Origin of the sequence: Vibrio lentus (assembly GCF_030409755.1) — a bacterium.
Lineage (GTDB): Bacteria > Pseudomonadota > Gammaproteobacteria > Enterobacterales > Vibrionaceae > Vibrio > Vibrio lentus.
Window position 1 is genome coordinate 491875 of sequence record NZ_JAUFQE010000001.1, and the last position, 22185, is coordinate 514059.

Here is a 22185-nt window from a genome sequence, read left to right on the forward strand (position 1 = left end):
TTTAACCGTATAACTCGTTGTATTTTAAAAGCTTTAAACGTTCCATTTAGCTGGTGAATACTTCAATTTTTGTGATTAACCTCTCATTTTTAAAGTTGGATACTGATGCATAGCCCAATAACACTTGAAGCACTACATATACTGGATGCCATCGATCGTCGTGGGAGTTTTGCGGCCGCAGCTAATGAAATGGACCGAGCACCTTCTTCGTTGAGTTATCAAATCCAGAAGTTAGAACAAGACTTGGATATCATGATTTTCGACCGCTCAGGCCACCGTGCAAATTTCACAGAGGCGGGGCAGTTAATATTAGAGCAAGGTAGGATCATTCTTGGTGCCACTGAACAACTCGTTAATGATGCGAGTATTCTTGCAAATGGCTGGGAGTTGGATTTGACCATCGCCTTTGATGGCATTATTCCGATTGCTAATTTCTTCCCGCTAGTCGATGAGCTAGGGAAGATCAGTAAGACACGTGTTCGTTTGCAAGAGGAAATCTTAGCGGGTTGTTGGGAATCTCTAACAGATGGTCGTGCTGACTTATTGGTATGTCCTAAGCTCGATACAATTCCCAACGATATGAAAAGTGACGTAATTGGTAAAATGGAGATGGTGTGGGTCGCGGCATCAAGCCACTATGTTCACAAGCGTTCTGGTGAATTCGATCAGAAGGCGAGAGAAAGTTACAGGGTGATTGCAATTGCGGATACCGCGCGCGATCAACCCGCTTTAAGTCGTAATATTCTAGAGAAACAACCACGTTTAACGGTAACGAGCTTTCCTGCAAAAGTAGAAGCTCTGACGACGGGGTTAGGGATTGGCACCTTACCGAATGTTATTGCTAAACCACTGATCGAATCTGGTGTTCTACAGCAGATTTCGGGAACAGAGCCGCAACCTATCGATATCGTGATGGCTTGGCGACGCAACAAAATGGGCGACGCCAAATCTTGGTGTATTCAACACCTTAAAAAGACATGGTCACTCAAATAGCGGTAACACCATATCAGCAGTACCATCTTCAAAACTGATATCTAGCTTAAAACCAAGCTTTTGAGCTAGTGTCAGCATCCCTCTATTCGTTGGCATCGTCATTCCCGACATTTGCTTGGTCTGTTTAGCGCGACAGTAATCGATAACCTTAGTCATAAGAATACGACCCAAACCCACACCTTTCAGATCAGATCGTATCAGTATCGCAAACTCTGCATCCGTGTTCTCAGGGTTAATCAATGCTCTTGAAACACCGATGATCGCTGGCACACCTTGTTCCTTACGAACGACGACAAAAGCAATCTCTCTATCGAAATCGATCTGAGTAAAGTTCGCTAATGCTTCATGATTGAATTCACCAACATCACTAAAGAAACGCTTATACAGATCCTCTTTAGAGACTCGGTTAATAAAGTCAGCGTGAAGCGGTTCATCTTCTGGAAGGATAGGGCGCAACAGCACCTCAGTACCATCTTTTAACTGTATTGTTTCTTCCAACTCGACTGGGTATGGGCGAATCGCGAGCCTTTCTTGTGGGTCTCCCTCATAAGCTTTCAAAATGATATCGGCATCCAATATCGTGAACTTGTCACCATTGGCCAGTACTGGATGGATATCCAAATCATGTATTTCAGGGCAATCGACCACCATTTGAGATATACGAACCAGCAACTCAGAGAGCCCTTCAATATCGATCGGGTTAGGTAATTTCTGTAGGCGAATCTTGCCACTCTTTATCGCTCGAATAATCAAGTAACGAGCCAGCGTCATATTCAGCGGTGGAAAGGCGGCGGCTGCATCAATCGATTCGTCCCACTCCGAGCCCCCTTGGCCAAGCAAAATGATAGGACCAAAGGTTTCATCTGTTGTGACTTTCACACGTAACTCTTGCCCGCCCGCAAGCTTTGCCATTCCTTGAATCAACAAGCCATGAATATGCGCGGTAGGGAACGACAGTTGAGAACGATCGAGAATCGCTTGAGCTGCATTCGCGACTTCACTACTGTTTCGTAAATTGAGCATCACACCTTGCACGTCAGACTTATGTGCAATATCTGGCGAACGGAGTTTTACTGCGACGGGATAACCAATCGTTTCAGCAATATGTACCGCTTCACTTGGGTCTGAAGCGATCCAAGTTGGCAGAACATCTAAGTTGAAGTGCTTAAAAAACTGACTGTTTTGGTGAGTATCAAGACTAACTGTATCTTTATCCAGTAGTTGGCGTTCTATCCAACTTTTCGCATCGGCCAAGTCTTCAATATGAACTTTTTCAGCTGTCGTTGGTGTTTCCATTAGTTGGCGTTGGTTACGTCTGTACTCGACCAAGTGCATGAAGGCGACCACAGAACTTTCCGGTGTTCGATAGGTCGGAATACCCGCTTCAGTAAATAACTTTCTTGCAGGCCTTGCTGTCAGCTCACCAGACCAATTGGTTAATATATTGAATCGTTTATGACGAGGGTGCTTCTTAATCGCTTCAATAATTCGCTCAGCGGTTTTGGCGGAATGTGCGATAGCAGAAGGGCTGTGCATGATAAGAATGGCATCGGCTTCATCCCCATCAAGCAGCGTGTTAATGGTATCAATGTAGCGCTGATCGCCGGCATCACCGACAATGTCGATAGGGTTGCTATGCGACCAACTCGATGGCAATACATTACTCAGCTTATCTAGAGTTTGCTCAGATAGTTCCGCAAGCTTACCACCACGGTCAAACAGGGTATCCACGGCCATAATTGCAGGGCCACCGCCATTGGTGACGATAGCGAGTCGTTCACCACGCAATGGCACCGAGTGAGTCAACGTTTCTACCGCGGCAAACAGTTCATGTAAATTCTTAACTCGCAGCATGCCGCTACGTCGGATTGCGGAATCGTAAATGATGTCTAATGTGTCGGCACCGCCTGTGTGTGCCATGGCTGCCGCTCTGCCTTTCGCTGTTCGACCGCCTTTTAACACCAGAATTCGTCTGTTACGCGAAGCCGCACGCGCCGCAGATATAAAGCGCCTCGCATCACTAATACTATCGACATAAAGCAAGATTGCTTCAGTGTGCGAATCGGTACTCAAATAATCCAATAGCTCTGAAAACTCGATGTCACTGCCATTACCTATCGAGATAAAAGCAGAGAAGCCGATCTCTTTGTCGTTAGCCCAATCAAGGATCGTGGTACAAACCGCCGCAGACTGAGAAACAAACGCGATTTTTCCGGGTAGTGCCGTCACTGGAGAGAACGAGGCGTTCAAATTGAGCCAAGGAACGATAATCCCCAAGCTATTTGGGCCAAGCACTCGGATGTTGTGCTTTTTGGCTATTGCTAGGCATCTTGAGTCAAACGTCTCGCCGTTGTCGCTGTGCTGGTGCATGTCGGAAGAAAGCACAATCACAGACGCAATCCCTTTCTCGGCCAACTCTTGAAAGATGCCGACATTACGTGTCGCGTTTGTACACAAAATCGCGAGATCTGGAACGATAGGTAACGACAAAATATTCTTGTAAGAAAGCACACCCGCCACTGAATCGTATTTTGGCGTAACCGGCATCACCGCACCTTTAAAATCCCCGTGCAACAAATTGTTCATAACTATATATCCCGCACGGGTTTCTCGTTGAGAAGCACCAACAACTGCGATTGAGCGGGGTTTAAGGAGGGGATCAAGATGATTCATAGACATATCCTAGCAATGCACGTAAGTTCATCGTAACTTACTTTTGATTCACAGGTTGATGGCAAATTCACCGAATTCAGATGAATAAGCAAACACTGCATAAAGTTTGTGAAATAGGTCACCCACTAATGGTGTATAATCTCAAAGTTAACTTGATTCTAAACCGACGTATCGGCATGATTTATAGTAATTATTATTAAGGATATAGAGCTTTCCATGAAAAAATTTGCAATTGCGACTTTGCCACTGCTCTTGGCTGCATGTGTATCTGACGACTACGTGACTAATGTAACTTCAGATAGCTATCAAGAAGAGTACAAAACTGCCAAAGTTGAAGCTCCAGTTGTATCTCAATCTGAGCAAACAGGCGTTGTTGAAGAGAATGTCGTCAACGTTATCAAGACCCAACCTGTTGAACAGAAAGTGACTCAAACGACTAGGGCTAAACCCGTTGCAGTAGTAACAGGCCCAACCAAGAAACAACAAGACATGAACCAGCGTTTTGGTTACACAGTTCAAGTTGTTGCTGTTGGCAGCCAGACTAAAGTCGATTCTTTCGTGAAAATGCTACCAACGACTTCTCAACCAGTTTGGGAAAACTACAAAATGGTTAACGGCACTAAGTGGTTCACCGTCCTTTACGGTGATTACGCGACACGCTTAGAAGCTAAAAAGGCTATTTCAACGCTGCCGACCACTTTCCAAAACTTGAAGCCGTTCGTTAAGAGCATTGATGACATCAAAAACTCTGAATACCCAACGCTTAACAAGTTGAACTAAGTTTTAATTCATGAAGAGGGAGCAAATGCTCCTTCTTTTGTTTCAAGACGAACAGTTTTGTTTAATAGTTAATCGCTCGTTCTTTCGGACACAAATTTAACGTTCAAAACACTGTACCTATTTCGACTTTTGTTTATCATTGAAGTCAGTATTCCTAGTTTCAAGGACCGAATTTACCCATGAACACCACAAACATCCTTCTACTTTGCGGCGGTGGATCTTCAGAGCATGAAGTGTCTTTAGTTTCAGCCAATTACCTTTTTGAACAACTCAATAGCGTTGCGGATTTTAACGTTGTCAGAGTTGAGATTAAAAACGAAGGCTGGTGTCTTGATTCAGGTGAATTGGTTTATCTCGATATCAACAATCAAGCTTTACGTGGCGATGAACTCGATTCAAAAGTAGATTTCATTGTGCCTTGTATTCACGGGTTCCCAGGTGAAACGGGTGACATCCAGTCACTGTTTGAACTGGCGAAAATTCCGTATCTAGGTTGTGGTTCTGAAGCAAGTAACAACAGCTTCAACAAGATCACGTCGAAGCTTTGGTATGACGCACTGGGCATTCCAAACACGCCATACCTGTTCCTGTCAGACAACACAGAGCAAACTCACTCACAAGCAACTCAAGCCTTTGAAAATTGGGGTAAAGTATTTGTGAAGGCGGCTCGTCAAGGTTCATCTGTTGGCTGTTATCAAGTAAACCAAGTAGAAGATCTAAGCGAAGCAATCAACAAAGCGTTTACCTTCTCAGATCAAGTACTTGTCGAGAAGTCAGTCGTTCCAAGAGAACTGGAAGTTGCTGCGTATGAACTTGACGGTAAGCTTTACATTAGCAAGCCGGGCGAGGTGATTGCACCGAATGGCGCATTCTATTCTTATGAAGAGAAATACAGTGCAGACAGCCACTCAATTACTGAAGTGGAAGCAAGTAATCTAACTGATGAACAACGTGAATTGATTGCAGACAGCGCGCGCAAAGTTTTCTCTCAAATGAAGCTTCGTCATTTATCTCGTATCGACTTCTTCTTAACACAAGATAATGAGATCTACCTGAACGAAGTGAATACGTTCCCGGGTATGACGCCGATTTCCATGTTCCCTAAAATGGTTGAACATGATGGGCCTAAATTTAGTCAGTTCTTAGAGAACTGCGTTAGAACGAGCCTTGCTTAGTTCATCTATTCACTCGCTGTTAGAGCTGAACCCAACAACGAGACGCTGATAAACTAATGCCTTGCGCTTTTTGCCAAGGCATTATTGTTTTTTACCTAGCCGTTTTTAAACGTCTATTTTCTAAAAACAGGTATTTAAAAAACTTGTAGTTACTGCCAGGGAAGAATCGCTTTAAACTTCATTTTTTCACGCTCTGCATTATCAAAATTGCCAACATATTGAGCTGGCATAGCAGGGCTGAGCCAACGACCAAAATCCTGAATCTCTCTCACCTTAAGACCTTGTTTCGACAACTCTTGTGCTGCGCCAACACGAATCGAGTTCCCTGAGAAATGATGACTTTCTGCTAGCTGTAGTAAGTCGCTCGCTCTACGCAAGATCCGATAGATGGAAGAATCATCCAAAGTTTGAAGCCCGATGTTTTCATGCTTATCTATCGCGCGAAACACCGGTAAATCATCTTGTGTTCCAGTAAATGCAAGCCAACGCTCGAGTGCAAGACTCGCGACTTGTGAAAGCTGATACACAGAATCTTTAATCGTTATTTGATAATCACTGTCGGTACTCCCAACATCACTGGTAGATAACAACTTAAGTTCTGAACGCTTTAAAGCACACTCGAACATCACATTATAAATAGCGATATCACGAATCTCTCTTAAGTTAGCTTTGTCATGCGAAAGCAACGTGTTCAATTCAGTCAGGTGTGCCGACGTCATGGCGTTGGTTTGCTTAGCATCACCGGCCATTTGAGCTTGTAAGTGGAGTAGGGTAAAGCGAACTTGCCGATGCTTTATAGGGTTAGCGAAGCCGAGCACAGTGTGCAACAAACTAAGCGTTGCAGTGTAACGTTTTAACGACGCGTATTTTCTGTCGTTGGATTCGGTCTCTAAGAAACGACGAATTGCCGTCACAGAGGCTGGAAGAGTGTTAATGCGTTTCTTTGCACAGAACGCGTGGTAGCGATTCCAATCACTGTAGATGCCCAACAGTGAATTGCGAGAATATTGGTATCCTGTTAACTCATCTATAATTTCAATTGACGCATTGCTGTTCAATTTTTCAACAAATGAATTAATTATCACAGAGTCAGATAAAATAGGGACTTTTTTTCTCAAATTACCGTACCTTAACAGGTGTTTTTGCCATATTATGCTTGATATCATTAAAAGTATACTTATGATTAATGCAGTGAAAACAAAAAGATGATCAATAGATATGGCTAATTCAATTTATCGAAGCGTCCATCTGCAATCGACGGATGCGACCAACACGGTTTGGCGTGCGAAGTTAAAAAATAATGTTATTCAGGGCAATTTAGCTGCCGTTAAGAAGAGTATTGATTGGTGGATTGAAACCGCATCGATTATTGATCCTAAAGAATTCACTGCCTTAAATAAGTCGAGAGGAACTGGTGGCTCGACTGAAAACTTCAACGGCTACCAAATCAAGAATGACACCGGTGAGCCTAATGCGTGGTATTGCATGTTTAACGGTCGCCTAATTAAAGGCGGCAAAATTGCAATCCAACGTCATATAGAAGCTTACTTACTCGCAAAACAAAAAGCAGAGCAACAAAAGAAGTAAATTATGAGCCTAGTATATTCAACAGAAACAGGTCGTATCACACCTGAAGAAGAGAAAGTCCAACGTCCTAAAGGCGATGGTATTGTTCGAATCCAAAAAGAAACCAAAGGCCGTAAAGGCAAAGGCGTTTCTGTCGTAACTGGCTTAGACCTAGATGACGCTCCATTAAAACTAATGGCGGCAGAACTTAAAAAAGTGTGCGGCTGTGGCGGCTCAGTAAAAGATGGCAACATCGAGATTCAAGGCGACGCGCGTGACAAGATCAAAGCGCACCTTGAAAAGAAAGGCTACAAAGTTAAATTCTCTGGCGGTTAATCTCTAACTAATACCAGGGTTAAAATCGAAGATTATTATCACTGGATATTAGGTATTTTATGGTAAATAGCCAATATGGTTAAATACACAGTATAAATCAGAGAATATCGACACCGAATAAAGGCAGGGCATCACACAAAGATACCTGCCTTATAAACACCAAAACCAATTTAACATAACGTACATAATACGCAGTGGGATTGTTAGAGCAATTTAGTAATGTCCGGTTTGAGCCATTTTAAAATGTCCTCCTAAGCTTACCTATATTGGTCTGCTTAGGAGTTATCCGGATGCTTATTACTATGAGTGAAAAAGATATTCAGCGATTCGTTTACACAAAGTCGATTAACGAGAACATTTGTTCCGTCCGTCTGTCTGACTTACATCTTCTTGTACTAATGATTCACCGCGCTGTGTGTAAACCTTGTGGGCATTGGCTGTCGTTTCTTTTTCAGATTTCACACACGCCACCGTGTTTCTTGTTGGCTACGCGTTGAATTCTATTTTGTGTTATCCACTAAACCAGTTAAGTTTTCTCGCACGAGCTCGTCTGTAAGTTTTTATGCTGAGTTTTTAAACCCAACTTACAGCTCGCTCTAAGTTTTGGATTACTACGTGTGTTCCTCAGATCTACGTAATGTCACGAACAGCCATGTTCACATGGGTTAAGTCACTTTACTGAACTCACAAACATCCACGCTCGCGGTTACTTGGCCTTAGATCATCGTTGGAATGGATTTAGATACACTTTGACCGTGCTACCTTGGTCACGCCAGAATTACGCTAGTTTAATCCGAAAGAATTGCTCAGTTTTGCGTATTGGTGCGACGAACATCGTCAGCTCGTCGAACGCCACGGTCGAATTGATTCCCCAAAGTTTTACCCACCTAAAGAGCATCCGTTACCATTTCGTGGCGGTCGTCGTATGCCGGCGAAGCCTTGGGTGCCCATCAAATTCAAGTAACACTTCACGCAAACCTTAGGGAATTACCATCCGCATAATAAGAACCTAAAATGCCAAATCACGGTAATGAACTCCTATTGTAAGGTACCGAGAAAAAGGTATGACTCTCCTATCCCACTTTTATACGCTGGCATTATTGTGATTCACTCTTAAATAGTTTGTATGGATAATAAGCACTCCAATCGGGTAATGTGAGACCCAGGCTTTAGCTGCAACTAAAGCTTTCTATGTAGCAGTTCGTTTAAATGCTGGCTCCTCTATCGAGAGACCGATAACAAACATGAACGCTACATAGGACTTCAAGCATAAACCTCGAATAGTCGACTGGGTCTCGAACCCGCATTACGCAAGCATGAGTTAGCTTATTATGAATACCAAAATCAATCAAAGCATCAACGTTGGAGTTGATACTGGCAAAACACAATTAGACATCCACATCAGGCCACTAGATCTATTTTTCTCAGTAGAGAACAATGATAAAGGCATCAAAAAAGCACTCAAAACGATTAAAAGTCACAGTCCTGAACGAATCGTTATTGAAGCTACAGGCCGATTAGAAATGCCTTTTGTTCTTGCATGTGCAGAGGCTCAATTACCAATTGTCAGAGCAAACCCTGTCCACATAAAACGATTCGCTGGTGCTATTGGCCGCAGAGCCAAAAATGATCGTTTAGATGCAGAGTTGATCGCTCACTATGGAGAAGCAATCAAACCAGCTCTTACTGTCATAAAGCCAAGAAACATACGCCTAATGAGTGACTTAGTCATTCGCCGAAACCAGTTGTTATCCATGCAAACAATGGAAAAGAACCGAATCCAGATACTTCCCGCCTCTCTCCATCCGACTATCAAACCAATGCTAACCACGATAAAAAATCAAATCACCAAGTTAGAAGAAAAGCTCGTTAAACTCATTGAAGATAGTCCTGAATACCAGGCTAAAAACACAATATTGCAAAGCGTCCCAGGAATAGGAAACATTGCCGCCGCATCAATAATTAGCAACGTACCTGAACTTGGTTACATCACGAATAAACAAGCGGCATCACTGATTGGTGTCGCTCCAATAACACGCGAAAGTGGGCGCTACAAAGGTAAGCGCGTGATCCAAGGAGGTCGAGCGCAAGTACGCACTGTGTTATATATGGCAATGATGTCAGCCATGCAATGTAATCCTGTTTTTAAAGCGACATATCAGCGACTTTTAGGCGCTGGTAAACCAAAGAAAGTCGCTATTATTGCATGCGTGCGCAAGATGGTTGTGATCTTAAATTCAATGCTCAGAGATGGTGTTCTATGGGATGAAAACAGCGCCAAAAATTAACTATTGACGCCATAGTCGTTTGTTATGTTTCCGGGTTTTGAAGTAAGCCTGTTAACGCTGCGCAAGAAAAATATACGTCCAGTACACTGATATCGAATCTGGATGCAATAGGCTGCTGCTTTCTTAGAAAGGCTGCCGTTTTCAATGAAAATCGTGACTCACCCAATAGAGTTTGATGACTGACTTCACTAATGATTTTTTCGGCCATGCCCGGTTGCTGTAAATCTAATCTTAACTCACCAATTAACTCGTTGAATTCATGTGCCGCAAACCTAATAGCTAAACCCTGCGCAGAATAGAATAAATCTGAGTGAGCAAAAGCCGTTTTTATCTTTTCTACGGACTTCTTCAAACCTGGAAGCCAGTCGTCATTTGAGTTTCCGTAAGCTATTGCATATATCGCATGAGCTAGAGAATATAGATCATTTTGTTCATTGGCGTAGATTACAGCTAGCTCTTTATGCGATATTGCTGCGTTAAGTTCTGCGGATTTTTGATAGCAATGTTTGGCAGCATCAACGTTGCCATTCAAAGCATGAACTACGCCCATATTGTGAAAACCCATAGCCACACCCGCACAAGAAGCTTTTTCAAAATATGCCATAGCCTTACCTAAATCCTGATTAGAATAATATAAACCTAACTCAACGGTCGCCTTGGCATAGCCTTTATCAGAAGATTTTTCTAAATAAGATAGGTACTTAGACTCGTTATTAGCTTTATAAGCTAGAGCTTTTTCATATAGCTCACTAGCACTTTTAAACAGATCAAACATTATAAACTCGCTCGCCAAATTTCACGCAGTATAGCATACTAAATAAAATAGAAAACACAACGAATGACATGGATTCCCCCTACCGAGAATCTGCCACACTTATGTGGTACTTAAATGCATCGGAGGCACCATGTCTGATTATTCTTATTTCTGCGGTATCGACCTAGCTAAAAACCACTTTAGTCTTCATGCCGTAGACCAAAATGGTAAGGTCATACTTCATAAGTCGGTAACTCGCTCTAAACTACTGACTACAATAGCAAATATGCCACTCATGCGTATAGGCGTTGAAGCGTGTGGTGGTGCACATTATTGGGCAAGAACACTCAATAAACTCGGTCACGACGCCCGTATTATGGCCGTTAAATACGTAGTTCCTTATCGAACTAAAGGGAAGAACGACCTTAATGATGCTGTTGCTATCTGCGAAGCTGTTCAGCGTCCATCTACTCGCTTTGTGCCCATAAAATCCCCCGATCAACAAGCCATCCTATCGGTACATAGAATGAGAGAGCATTGGGTTCGTGAACGCACCGCGCTTATGAATCGCATGCGTGCCCTACTCTCTGAATTCGGGTTGATCATTCCTGTTGGCCGCTCTTCGTTAATGAAACACGTTCCCTTAATGCTCGAAGATGCAGAAAATGAACTGCCACACCTCGCAAGAACAGTCATTGCCGATGCTTATCACCACCTTGGTGAATTGAATCAACGTATCGCCGATACAGAGCAAGTCTTTGACTCTTTTGCTAAGGTCAGCGCTAATGTTCAACGAGTGATGAAAGTTCGAGGTATTGGGCCGCAAACCGCTACTGCTATACTTGCTTCGATAGGCAATGGTTCTCAATTTGATAAAAGCCGTGATTTCTCTGCTTGGCTAGGACTAGTACCAAAGCAATATTCCACAGGAGGAAAACCTCGGTTAGGTCGGATAACCAAACACGGCGACAAATACTTACGAACACTATTAGTTCACGGCGCAAGGACCGTGATTGCCAACCTTGGCGACAAACAAGATAAGTTAAGTCAGTGGTGCAGAGGCGTTCTGGAACGAAGAGGAATGAACCGAGCAATAGTGGCACTTGCCGCGAAGAACGCACGAATTATATGGTCGCTTTTACACAATCAAACAGAATATGAAAACTATGCTGCTTAAGTAAAACCTTAAGCAGCATAAAGAGTTAAACCCACCGGGTCATTGCAGACGCTAATGATGGAGATAGGTTAAGACCACTTGCGGAGAGCCTGTTAATGCGGCGGACACACTAGATGTCATCTAACGAATAAGGCACCGCAGTCGCGCAAGTCATCAGGGCCACGACGTATGCGAATCGTCGATAAGTAGGCCGAATGTAGAGCGGCAGACCAAAACCCATCAACATAAGTTTAGCGGGTGTTTGACAACCTGGGGGGAATCCATGTAGCCTTGTTAAGGTGTGAGGCGCGCAATACAACAGCCTCTGCATAGCACCTTAACCACTAAAACTGACGCATAATACAAATGCCACGCGTGCCGAATCACTCTTGAACAATTTGTTATGCATATTTTTCCGACTAACTCGAAACCACATTAGGATCACTTGCCTTATTGACGGTCAGGTGTAAAACAGGGAAAGGTAACTCACCACTTATGCCACCGACCATTTTCTGTATTTCTACTGCAGTAAAAGCGAATAGGTTACAATCACGAAGAGCTGCTAGCTCCAAGCCGATATCTTTACTGGCATTAATTTTTTGAATTGGTTCTAATTCTTGCGCGATTTCAGACCAATCCTTTACATTCTGTAGAAAGTTACCAACGAGCTCAAGTTCATCATCTGAAAGGTTATCTGTGTAATCCATATAAAATGCTTGGCAACCAGTGATGATTTCAAACATTTCTTTGCCAGTATGGACAACATTTAACTTACTTGGAATCTGAGACTTATCACGAACGACTCTGACATTTCGAATGCTAGGAGCGTCTTTTAATTTTTCTTCTACCCACGTTTCGTGGTTCGTTTTGATAATTCGCAATAACTCTGCTGTATATGTCTCAACCTGATCATCTATTTGTTTGTGATGAAGCCTACAAAGCAAGATTAAGTTTGATACATCATCTATTTTGTCTCTTGGGAAGTCTACGTCACTTCTAGGACCATTTTTCGCGCCAGAAATAATATGGCATTCTTCCCCGACAACCGACTCAGAATCATGATCAGTTTTTTCGAAAACCAAGGTGTGCCTGTACATTGCACATTTGTTTCCAGATTTACCCCAAAGAATTTTCCGATTCTTATCCGAAATAGCCATGATTTCCTCTTATATGCATAACAGCTTATTAGACAGAAAAATTCTGCATTTAAATACAGAATTTTTCTGTCTAGTCTGATTTATGGAAAAGATTATACCCATTAACCCTAGTTATAACAGTGATTTAAATCATTAGCTGTCAAACTAAATGCTAAGCGTCCAATTACTTATAGATGAGATGCAAAAAGAGCCACTTTCATAAGAAAGTGGCTCTTTTATTGGTGAGGTTTAGCGTCGTTTCTTATAGCTTTTTCGTGTGGTATTCGCCCTAACCACTCGCCCGTTCTTGAGCGTGTAACCTTTCTTAAGTTGGCCGTTTGGTCGGCGGCCTTTGCACTTGTGTCCTTTCATTCGGTATCTCCAGTTTTCGTATCCGTTGCTCTTGGTCTTGTTGCACTCGTTTTATCCAGTTGATGTCCGTTTTCAAGGCTGCAATCGTGCCAAGGCTTGAGACTCCACCTGTAATTAGTGCAATGATTAACGCTTCGAGATACGCAATCACTTCGTTTTCCATCGTGATGTGTAGTATTCAAGTAGGTATCGCACCATGGCACGCATGCCTAGCGTATCGACAACAACGGCACCGACTACAAACCAATAAGGGTTAGGGATGTTCTGCAGTGCATTGAAGCCTTGTTCTACATATGGCGCGTAATTGGGAATGAAAGACAAGATGACTGGTACGAACGCTCTCATAGACAATAAAGTGTTTCGATAAAATTAGGCTTAAAAAGTGACACTGCAACATAATTACCCTCCACTTTAATTGATGAACAGTAACAGTGGCCTCGTGACTCGTTATCACAGCAAGCCATAAAACTCGTACACACCACTCTGATTACAACAAACCGAGCCACTTCAAATATAACTGTATAAATATACAGTTAAATTATTAACCCCGTAAAAACCGCACTTATTGAGTAAATAACATTCAGAATCAAGGGTCTGCGTTCAATTTTTAAACTTGAATTTGGTCTAATGGTGCGCTTTCCTGTATAACCGTCAATTCTGGGTCAGTTTTAGGTATAGCTATTTTATCAATGCTAATACTCTAATCTTCGATTGCGCCAACTCTAAGGCATTGCGCATTACATTCGAATCACGTGTACGGGTTAGTATCATGAGCGACAAAGCATTCCGAAAACTCAACATATTCCTTTCGATTTTTTGCCTAGCAATCACGCTAGTGTCGTTGATCTCATTTAATACGCTCATGAATAAGAGCTACGTTATTACACCAGACAAATACCCTACACTCGTTAACACAGACAGAGACCACGATGGTGGCACCGTAGGCTCATTACATAAGGCAGAAGATGGAATTGAGTTACAGTGTGACTTTGAGCGAACCTATAGCTTGCCCTTCTGTGAAATTGAATTCGTTATATCGACACAAGGTAAAGGGCTCGATCTCTCTACGTTCGATTCGGTCACCATTAATATGGATTACCAAGGCCAAGAAGACCCAAGGTTTCGCTTCTACATTCGTAATTACGACAAGAATTACAGCGTGAAAGGCGATGCTATGTCGAACAAGTTCAATCGCTTAGACTTCTCGTTACCAGATGCAAGCCACATTGATTTGGGCTACTTCAATGTCCCTTTCTGGTGGATTGATCATTATAACCGCCCTGTTTCTGATAGCGCGGTAGACATTACAAACGCGGTGTCAGTTGAACTTGGGCTTGGTGCCAGCACGCTTGATGGGCATCACTCACTTAAGATCTCGAGTATTGTTTTCCACGGTAAAATCATCAGTAAAGCTTTGTTAGGTGAGCTTTTGGTTGGATTATGGGTGACGTATGCCATCTATTATATAGGTTGTGCATTACATATCGCACAGCGAAGCAAGACGCTCGCAGCAGAGCAACAACGCTATTTAACCCAAGAAATTAAAGAGCTAAAGGTGAAGGCCACAACCGATCCGTTGACCGGATGTAGGAACCGAACCGAGGCTTTAGATACCTTCTATGATTTCGAATGGCTGGTGCAACAAGGAAAAACCATTCACATCGCGTTGTTTGATTTAGACCATTTTAAGCAGATCAATGATCAACATGGCCATGAAGTAGGTGACAAAGTACTTATTCAGTTTGTCGCAACGGCGAACAAGAGCCTTGGTGAGCAGTACTTGCTTTATCGCTGGGGTGGTGAGGAGTTTCTACTCGTTTGCCTAGAACAAACCGCGCTACAGTGTAACGAATCTATCGATAATTTTTACCTAGCAATGGACCAAAGCCCTTGGCCTAAAGCGCTTAAAGTCACGGCTTCGACCGGAGTAACGCAACTTAAGGAGCATGAATCGATACGTACTGCCATCAAACGTGCAGACAAAGCACTCTACCAAGCGAAAGACAACGGACGAAACCAAGTCGCTACATTTTATTAAGGCTCGCTAGACTGGACTACAGTTATACATTCAACACTCTGCCGATACTCAATCAACACGCAATCAATACCCTGTCGATATCGTCTCTCCACTAAGCAGTCGTTAGATTTTTAACCACTGACTAAATAAGCTCATAAGCTTTGTTGTCTCCTCAGAATTCTAATCGATTCGGACATCTCTAAGCGCGTTCGCATCACCTGTAACAACACCACCTTCAATAACGTCATCAATGGCATTCTCATGTTGATACGTATCGTACCTGAATCGGTCAATAAACAGCTCTTCCTTACGCCTCTAGCTTCTAAACACTTGTTTTAAAATGCACATATTTGGCGAGTAAAGCTTGCTCTAAGCGGTGGTAAGCCTCTCGCGGTATCGGTTTGAACATTACCATCACGACTTATCTCGCACTGTTCTTAGATGAAATCCTCATTTGTCTGCTTCTGAACATTCTGCATTCGCATCCGTTAAAAACAGAAGTCACAACGTCACCAGCCTTAAAAAACGCCTTATATTGAACCACTTAGACATGGTGCTATAAATACTGACACCTAAATGGCAATTGGTTTACTTTCAGATCTTGCTGTAATTTAATTACAAATAGAAACCGAAAAAAGCCTATAAAGTAGATTACTCCGCTGTAACTTACTGAATAAACTCAATTTAAGGATTTTGGTTAGGTCGGAATTTAGGGTAACTAAAGAGCGGGTATGTACGAGATAATATACTAGAGGGTAATGTATTTAGTTATAGTGCATTAAGGTGTTAAAAAAGAAGGGCTGATGCCCTACTCTTCTTTATTACTCATTTCTTCACGAATTTGCTCAGCAACGATTTTGATAGCTTGTGCTGTGCTGATGCCCTGAGTCATCATTTCTTGAATTCGTTCAACAGCTTTCTGTTGTTCTTCGTGAGAAAGGGTTGGTAAGTCGTTTAGCATGCTCTGCTCCTTTATTTAGGAGCAGAACTATATAAGGACTGTTAGTAACTAGCAAGGAAATTGATTGAAGCACCCATTGCATTTTCGTTCGTGTAGTTAGCACTTAGATCTAACTGGAACAAGTTGAGTGGCGAAATACCAATACCAGCTGTGACTGTTCCTTCTGAATCAGAGTAAGCCAGGTTCTTGTAGTACCCTCCCCTTAACTTAAGCTGACGTAGAAGATCGACTTCGGTACCAACACGAATCATCTGTTCGTTATCTTCGAACGAAGTAAACTTTTCAGTCTCATTCAAATCGTAATCGACACTCAACGTAAAGTAGTCAGACACGATACCTGCACCAACGGTGTAAACCGGCTCAAGTTGGTAAGTGTATTTACCGCCGACTTGGTGTGTCGCACTACTTGTGCTGCTGGTTAGCGTTCTCGTCGTATCTTTGGTTTCGATGTCTCTAGAGATCAAGTTCGTTGCTGCAACACCGACTCGGAATGGACCGAAGAACCAAAGTGCACCTGCATCCATGTTGAAGGCTGTTTCACCATCACTATTTTCTCTTACGTCAGATAAGTCATAATCATTAACTGAAGCAACGTAGTTATATGTATAAATGCGTTGGATCTTAGGTGTGATACCAAATGAGATGTGTTGACCCATAAAGGTTTGGTATTTTGCTAGAGAAAGTCCAACCTCAGCGACTCCGATAGAAACAGCTTCAACGGTAGACAGTTCCACTTTGTCTTCATCTGAACCTGTTGTGTAAACGTTAGGTGTCGCAAATGATTCGGTGTAGGCTTTCGCGAAAAGGTTTGCAGCAACAAACTGGTTAGGAAGTGCGAACGCAACAACACCACCCAATTCAACGTTGGCTTGGTTTCCATCCAGTTTATTCAGTGCGGCGTCTAAGTCTGCAGTGTTTGATGCATCAACGACACTATCGATGTTCGACTTCATGTCGTTAGGGTCGTTATAGCTACCACCAAAACTTGGCGTGATCATTCCCATATCATCGTTACGACGATAAATAGCAACCAATGCTGGGTTATAGAATGGAGCGGTTAAGAAGTTTGCAGAAACAACACCAACACCACCCATCGCATCACCACGCGCTTCAATGGCGTAGTTTGCTGCTGAAAGAGGAAGACTGGCGAATGCAATTGACGTTGCGAGTAGTTTAGTAGTTTTTTTCATGCCGTTTATCTTTGTTAGATCCCTTACATAGTTAACGGCACAATTTTAAATTACTTTAACTCTTCTTCGCTAGAAATATCATAAGTTTTACTGATAGTTTGTGCTTGTTCTATCGCTATGTCGCCTTGCCAGCGCGAATGTATCATCGAAACTGCCAAAACGTAGCGATCGTTAGGAACTTCTTCAGCACTCAAACTGATGGGATAATCTGACTCGTAGCTTTTGCCCCATACCTGCTCATAGTGTTCGTCGATGTAATCGTACAAACCAACGTCTAACTTTGGTAACGGACAATATGGGTTAAGAAGCTCTTTTTTATCGATTCTCCAGGTGTCTTTAGATGCCCAACGTACTTGTTGTCGCATCGTAATTTCACCAAGAATGATCCAAGTGCTCCAAGCTACGCCGCCTTCGGTTTTCACATTTAAACGGTATAAACCAGAGTCCAATTGAGAAGGTAGGTTGTAGCGTTGTTTATAAAGAATGACTGAAGCGTTATTCACGACTTCTTTATCTTTCGTGAGTTCGCTATCTGATGAGACAACTTTATCAACCCATTTCTCGAAGGTGATGTCTTGGATACTCTCTTCGGACTCAACTTCAATAACAACTCTAAATGTATCTCGTCCAGGGCTTTGAATGGTGTGTCTTTTGACGACCAGCGAATTAATCCATTCCGGCAAGGTCTTTTTGGTGAGGGTTTTTCCACAATCCTTATTTAACGCTTGGTCAAATAATTCATTGAGGTGATCTTCTCTTACTTGAGAAGAATTAATTTGCCAAACTTCCACTAATGAATCAAACATCTGAGATAAGTCGTTATCCAGCAGATGTTTGTGCACTTGGGTCAGAGTATCACTATTCTTAAACCAATCGGCCGCTTGTGCCGGGCTAACGACACTTGCTAACGCTAATAGTGGAAGTAAGGCTTTTTTCATTACGCTTTCATCTTATAACCAACGCCACGAAGCGTTTCGATCTCAAGACCTGGTAATTTCTGTCTTAGTTGAAGAACGTGCGTATCTACGGTACGTGTTGTTGGGAAATGGTTGTAACCCCATACGTGGTCAAGCAATTCATCACGTGTGAATACGCGACCCAAGTTGCTTGCCAAGAACAAGAGTAGATCAAATTCAGTACGTGTTAGCGTGACTTCAAGCTCGTTAAAAAACACTTCGCGAGTAGCTTTGTCGATAACAAGGTTCTGAGCCATCACTTTTGATGCGTCTTGCTCTTCAGCGTCTGGCAGACGTAACTGCGCACGGATTCGAGCGAACAGTTCCGCTTCTGCGAAAGGCTTCGTTAGGTAGTCGTTTGCACCTGAATCTAGGCCCGCGACTTTGTCTTTTACTGTCACAAGTGCCGTCAGCAAAATAACAGGAATGTCTTTCTTCTTCTTCCAAGCTGGTAGTGAATCTACTGAGTCACCGTCTGGCAGTTGGCGATCTAGAATCACTAAATCCGCTTGCTCCCAGTAGCCTTCAACTTCAGAGATTAACTCTGCATGCAAACATTCATATCCAGCTTGCTCAAGGCTAACTAATAAACCGTCAGCTAAATTCTTATCATCTTCAACGAGAAGCAATGTCTGTTTCACAAGGTATCTCCAAAATAAATGTTGTTGGGGGGCCTATCAGCGTCATGTGACCGCCCATTTTTCCGACCATAGATTCCACTATCGTCAGACCTAAACCTAGACCACTTTTACTTACAAATGGCTTTCTTAGTTGCCCCCAATCTTTACGGGACAAGTCTCCATTATCTATAACTTTGAATGTCAGCTTCTTGTCAGAAGTATTCAGTTCTAGTATCACTGGAGCCACGCCGTATTTCACGGCGTTTCTGATCAGGTTATCGATACACGTACCTAACCAATATACGTTCAATTTTGCAGCAATGTCTTTGTTTACTCGAAGTTCGATACCCGGAGCAAAATCTTCTTCGACTTTATATTCAAGCCATTCTTGTACACTCGGCACCCACTCAGTAGCGAGTGGTTGATTATCCGACTGTAGGTAATCTTTACTCGCTTCAGCTAACTGCCTTAAGCGACGTGTGTCTTCACAAAGTCGACGGAATTCATCATATACCGTTTCTGGTAAGTGTTCGAATTCACGCCTAAAGCCTTCAACCGTTAGAGATAAACTCGCGATCGGTGTTCTGAGTTCGTGAGTTAATATCTGAAGGACAAGCATTCGACTTTTCATCTCTTGCTTCTTGCTGTTCCAACGGTATATCGCCCAACCCACCACAAGCATGATATTGGCAAACACCAGTATGAACATCGCGACTTGTAGAAGTTCCGAGTGATCCTCTATCTCCCAACACACGTTACCGCGTTGGACGAAACAGCTGTTACCTTCGGAAGATAAACTGAGTGATAAACCCGCTTGTGTTGCGTTTTCAGACCAAACCGGTTCTTTGTATAAATAGTATCTGTCGCCGCGTTTAACCCACATTTCATCAAGCTCGACAAACATGCTAGCACCAGCCAATAGTGCAGTAATCGCTTCACTGTCCATATCCTGCAAGCGAGATAACAGTTCATCATGCTCAACGTTTGGACGCTCTTGAATGTGCATAAAGCGCTTTAAGGAGTCGAACTTATCAGGGTACTTTTCTACGTAACGCGCGGCATAAGAACCACCACCTGGGTGGATAAGCCCGCTACGACTAAACCAACGGTCAGAAAGCTTGGTGCCTTTACACATTGCGCGAGTAAACACCAAAGGCTCGGTAATTAAAGGGCTAAGTGGTAATTTTCCGCTACACGTCTTAGATAGTTGGTAAAGGCGTTGAATATCTTTTAATGGGTACTCTGCTGTTTGTGGCAGCATTGAAGACGGCATAATCAGGCGAGTTGGATAATCCGCCTGAAGCAATCGAATATCATAAGACTCGATGGCCGTTTGATGATCAAACAACTTAGTAAAGTGATCGATACGCTCAGGCAAAGAATCAGCAAACGCATTTGCTGAAACGACAAACGAAGCGATGAACAGAGTATATATTCTTTTGATGATCACAAACCAAGCGCAAATTCATACAGATCAATCAAATATATACCATTCGTTATCAAAGATAAATTTTTAACCGCATGAAAAGTGGTGTGTATTTAAAGAGAAAACGATTACGCGTCTTAATCAACAGCTTCGCTAATCAATTTACCCGTGAATGCCCTGCTCTTATTGCTAATACAAGAAATGCACCTACATGCACAATAAGTTCTAAGATTCTAAGATTCTAAGATTCTAAGATTCTAAGATTCTAAGATTCTAAGATTCTAAGATTCTAAGATTCTAAGATTCTAAGATTCTAAGATTCTAAACAGCTTAGTTCACTAGAATCAAAAAAAGGAGCTCATATGAGCTCCTTAGTTTTACTGCAGAATATTTGCGGTTTATAGATGTTCTAGAATGCTTAAGCAGCTTTTCTTCGCATCACCGAACAACATCTGAGTATTCTCTTTAAAGAACAATGGGTTTTGCACACCAGCATAACCTGTATTCATAGAGCGTTTGAACACGATAACGTTTTGAGCGTTCCAAACTTCAAGTACTGGCATACCAGCGATTGGGCTGTTTGGATCTTCCAATGCCGCAGGGTTCACGGTGTCATTCGCACCAATAACCAATACAGTATCTGTCTCATTGAAGTCATCATTGATTTCGTCCATTTCAAGAACGACATCATAAGGCACTTTCGCTTCAGCAAGCAGTACGTTCATGTGACCCGGTAATCGACCAGCAACTGGGTGGATACCAAATCTAACGTTAATGCCTTGAGCTCTTAATTTTTCAGTAATTTCATGCACTGGGTATTGAGCTTGAGCTACTGCCATGCCGTATCCTGGTGTGATGATAACTGACTTAGAGTTCTTCAACATGTCAGCCACATCTTCAGCTGATGTTTCGCGGTGTTCACCCTGCTCTTCATCACCATCAGACACAACGACTTCTTGGCCAAATCCACCAGCAATAACGCTAATGAACGAGCGGTTCATTGCCTTACACATGATGTAAGATAGAATCGCACCTGACGAACCAACCAATGCACCGGTTACGATCAACAGGTCGTTTGCAAGCATGAAACCTGCTGCCGCTGCTGCCCAACCAGAGTAAGAGTTCAGCATTGATACAACCACTGGCATATCTGCACCACCAATCGATGCCACCAAGTGGTAACCGAAAGCAAATGCGATAAGCGTCATCAGCATAAGAGCAAACATGCTGCCATCGGCTTTAACGAACATAATCATTAGCAATGTAGAAGCAACGATAGCCGCTAGGTTCCACTTGTGCTTATGAGGGATGTTCAATGCAGACGATGAAATCGTGCCACGAAGTTTACCAAACGCGACAATAGAGCCAGTGAACGTAACCGCACCGATAAACACGCCAAGGAAAACTTCAACAAGGTGGATAACGTGTTCTGCGTGCGTTGCCGCTTCCGGTGCGTCAATGTAGCTGTTGTAACCAACAAGTACCGCAGCCATACCTACGAAGCTGTGCAAAATTGCCACCAGCTCAGGCATCTCTGTCATTTCTACTTTCTTCGCGTAGTGGATACCAATACCACCACCGATCACCATAGCAATGATGATCCACACAATACCTGCAGAGTGAGGGCCAAAGATCGTTGCGATCAATGCGATTGCCATACCAGTGATACCGTAATAGTTACCTGCGCGAGCAGATTCCTGTTTCGATAGTCCGGCTAAGCTCATTATAAAGAATACAGCAGCAATGATATAAGCTGCTTGTACTAATCCTTCAGACATCTGCTACT

General features: G+C 42.8%; 19 protein-coding genes and 1 pseudogene. 8 read left to right on the forward strand and 12 right to left on the reverse strand.

Annotated features, from left to right (window positions below; genetic code table 11):
• Window positions 1-105 precede the first annotated feature (105 nt).
• Window positions 106-993, forward strand: coding sequence for a LysR family transcriptional regulator (locus tag QWZ07_RS02000; protein WP_065105739.1), 888 nt, complete (start codon window positions 106-108; stop codon window positions 991-993).
• On the opposite strand, the gene QWZ07_RS02005 is transcribed toward QWZ07_RS02000, so the two are convergent.
• Window positions 982-3666, reverse strand: coding sequence for a bifunctional acetate--CoA ligase family protein/GNAT family N-acetyltransferase (locus tag QWZ07_RS02005; RefSeq protein WP_192852632.1), 2685 nt, complete (start codon window positions 3664-3666; stop codon window positions 982-984). The two genes, QWZ07_RS02000 and QWZ07_RS02005, sit on opposite strands and share 12 nt — an antisense overlap.
• A gap of 216 nt (window positions 3667-3882) precedes the next feature.
• On the opposite strand from QWZ07_RS02005, the gene QWZ07_RS02010 reads away from it, so the two are divergent.
• A complete protein-coding gene (locus QWZ07_RS02010; protein WP_017108031.1) occupies window positions 3883-4446 on the forward strand; it encodes an SPOR domain-containing protein in 564 nt (187 codons plus the stop codon).
• 179 nt (window positions 4447-4625) lie between these two features.
• Window positions 4626-5621: a D-alanine--D-alanine ligase gene (locus QWZ07_RS02015; protein ID WP_017112010.1), complete on the forward strand. Its 996-nt coding sequence runs from the start codon at window positions 4626-4628 to the stop codon at window positions 5619-5621.
• Between the two features lie 149 nt (window positions 5622-5770).
• On the opposite strand, the gene QWZ07_RS02020 is transcribed toward QWZ07_RS02015, so the two are convergent.
• On the reverse strand, window positions 5771-6739 hold the full coding sequence (locus QWZ07_RS02020; protein WP_192852633.1) for a tyrosine-type recombinase/integrase: 969 nt from the start codon (window positions 6737-6739) through the stop codon (window positions 5771-5773).
• 100 nt (window positions 6740-6839) lie between these two features.
• Here QWZ07_RS02020 and QWZ07_RS02025 point away from each other — a divergent pair, with 100 nt between their 5' ends.
• The 3 genes from QWZ07_RS02025 (at window position 6840) to QWZ07_RS02035 (ending at window position 9811) form a co-directional block, all read left to right on the forward strand.
• Window positions 6840-7208: a DUF3319 domain-containing protein gene (locus QWZ07_RS02025; RefSeq protein ID WP_017108028.1), complete on the forward strand. Its 369-nt coding sequence runs from the start codon at window positions 6840-6842 to the stop codon at window positions 7206-7208.
• Between the two features lie 3 nt (window positions 7209-7211).
• Window positions 7212-7523: a stress response translation initiation inhibitor YciH gene (gene yciH / locus QWZ07_RS02030; RefSeq protein ID WP_017112012.1), complete on the forward strand. Its 312-nt coding sequence runs from the start codon at window positions 7212-7214 to the stop codon at window positions 7521-7523.
• A 1331-nt stretch (window positions 7524-8854) separates the two neighbouring features.
• Window positions 8855-9811 carry an IS110 family RNA-guided transposase gene (locus tag QWZ07_RS02035; protein WP_192854760.1) on the forward strand — a complete coding sequence of 319 codons (957 nt, stop codon included), beginning with the start codon at window positions 8855-8857 and terminating at the stop codon, window positions 9809-9811.
• 22 nt (window positions 9812-9833) lie between these two features.
• On the opposite strand, the gene QWZ07_RS02040 is transcribed toward QWZ07_RS02035, so the two are convergent.
• Complete coding sequence (locus tag QWZ07_RS02040) at window positions 9834-10586, reverse strand: SEL1-like repeat protein (protein ID WP_192854762.1); 753 nt, start codon at window positions 10584-10586, stop codon at window positions 9834-9836.
• Between the two features lie 130 nt (window positions 10587-10716).
• Between QWZ07_RS02040 and QWZ07_RS02045 the strand changes: the two genes are divergently transcribed.
• Window positions 10717-11742, forward strand: a complete 1026-nt coding sequence (locus QWZ07_RS02045) for an IS110 family RNA-guided transposase (protein WP_102353495.1) — start codon at window positions 10717-10719, stop codon at window positions 11740-11742.
• Between the two features lie 398 nt (window positions 11743-12140).
• Here QWZ07_RS02045 and QWZ07_RS02055 read toward each other — a convergent pair whose 3' ends face one another.
• The 3 genes and pseudogenes from QWZ07_RS02055 to QWZ07_RS02065 all read right to left on the reverse strand — a co-directional run.
• Window positions 12141-12878 carry an HNH endonuclease signature motif containing protein gene (locus tag QWZ07_RS02055; protein ID WP_192854506.1) on the reverse strand — a complete coding sequence of 246 codons (738 nt, stop codon included), beginning with the start codon at window positions 12876-12878 and terminating at the stop codon, window positions 12141-12143.
• A 304-nt stretch (window positions 12879-13182) separates the two neighbouring features.
• Window positions 13183-13377, reverse strand: coding sequence for a hypothetical protein (locus QWZ07_RS02060; protein WP_171349888.1), 195 nt, complete (start codon window positions 13375-13377; stop codon window positions 13183-13185).
• A pseudogene (locus QWZ07_RS02065) lies at window positions 13377-13568 on the reverse strand (hypothetical protein); the annotation flags it as partial. The gene QWZ07_RS02060 and the pseudogene QWZ07_RS02065, both read right to left, overlap by 1 nt.
• Window positions 13569-13959: 391 nt before the next feature.
• Between QWZ07_RS02065 and QWZ07_RS02070 the strand changes: the two are divergent.
• Complete coding sequence (locus QWZ07_RS02070; protein ID WP_192854509.1) at window positions 13960-15267, forward strand: GGDEF domain-containing protein; 1308 nt, start codon at window positions 13960-13962, stop codon at window positions 15265-15267.
• Window positions 15268-16054: 787 nt separating this feature from the next.
• Here QWZ07_RS02070 and QWZ07_RS02075 read toward each other — a convergent pair.
• From QWZ07_RS02075 to pntB, 6 genes are all read right to left on the reverse strand, one after another.
• Window positions 16055-16207, reverse strand: coding sequence for a YoaH family protein (locus QWZ07_RS02075; RefSeq protein WP_004731009.1), 153 nt, complete (start codon window positions 16205-16207; stop codon window positions 16055-16057).
• Window positions 16208-16248: 41 nt separating this feature from the next.
• A complete protein-coding gene (locus QWZ07_RS02080; protein WP_102291791.1) occupies window positions 16249-17397 on the reverse strand; it encodes a conjugal transfer protein TraF in 1149 nt (382 codons plus the stop codon).
• Between the two features lie 50 nt (window positions 17398-17447).
• Entirely contained in the window at window positions 17448-18335 is an 888-nt protein-coding gene (locus QWZ07_RS02085; protein WP_017109617.1) for a DUF2861 family protein, read from the reverse strand.
• On the reverse strand, window positions 18335-18994 hold the full coding sequence (gene vxrB, locus QWZ07_RS02090) for a response regulator transcription factor VxrB (protein WP_017107022.1): 660 nt from the start codon (window positions 18992-18994) through the stop codon (window positions 18335-18337). The genes QWZ07_RS02085 and vxrB overlap by 1 nt, the downstream gene beginning before the upstream one ends.
• Complete coding sequence (gene vxrA / locus QWZ07_RS02095) at window positions 18969-20420, reverse strand: sensor histidine kinase VxrA (RefSeq protein ID WP_029223373.1); 1452 nt, start codon at window positions 20418-20420, stop codon at window positions 18969-18971. The genes vxrB and vxrA overlap by 26 nt, the downstream gene beginning before the upstream one ends.
• A gap of 377 nt (window positions 20421-20797) precedes the next feature.
• Window positions 20798-22177 (reverse strand): Re/Si-specific NAD(P)(+) transhydrogenase subunit beta, encoded by a 1380-nt coding sequence (gene pntB / locus QWZ07_RS02100; RefSeq protein ID WP_065105774.1) that lies wholly within the window; start codon window positions 22175-22177, stop codon window positions 20798-20800.
• Between the last annotated feature and the right edge of the window lie 8 nt (window positions 22178-22185).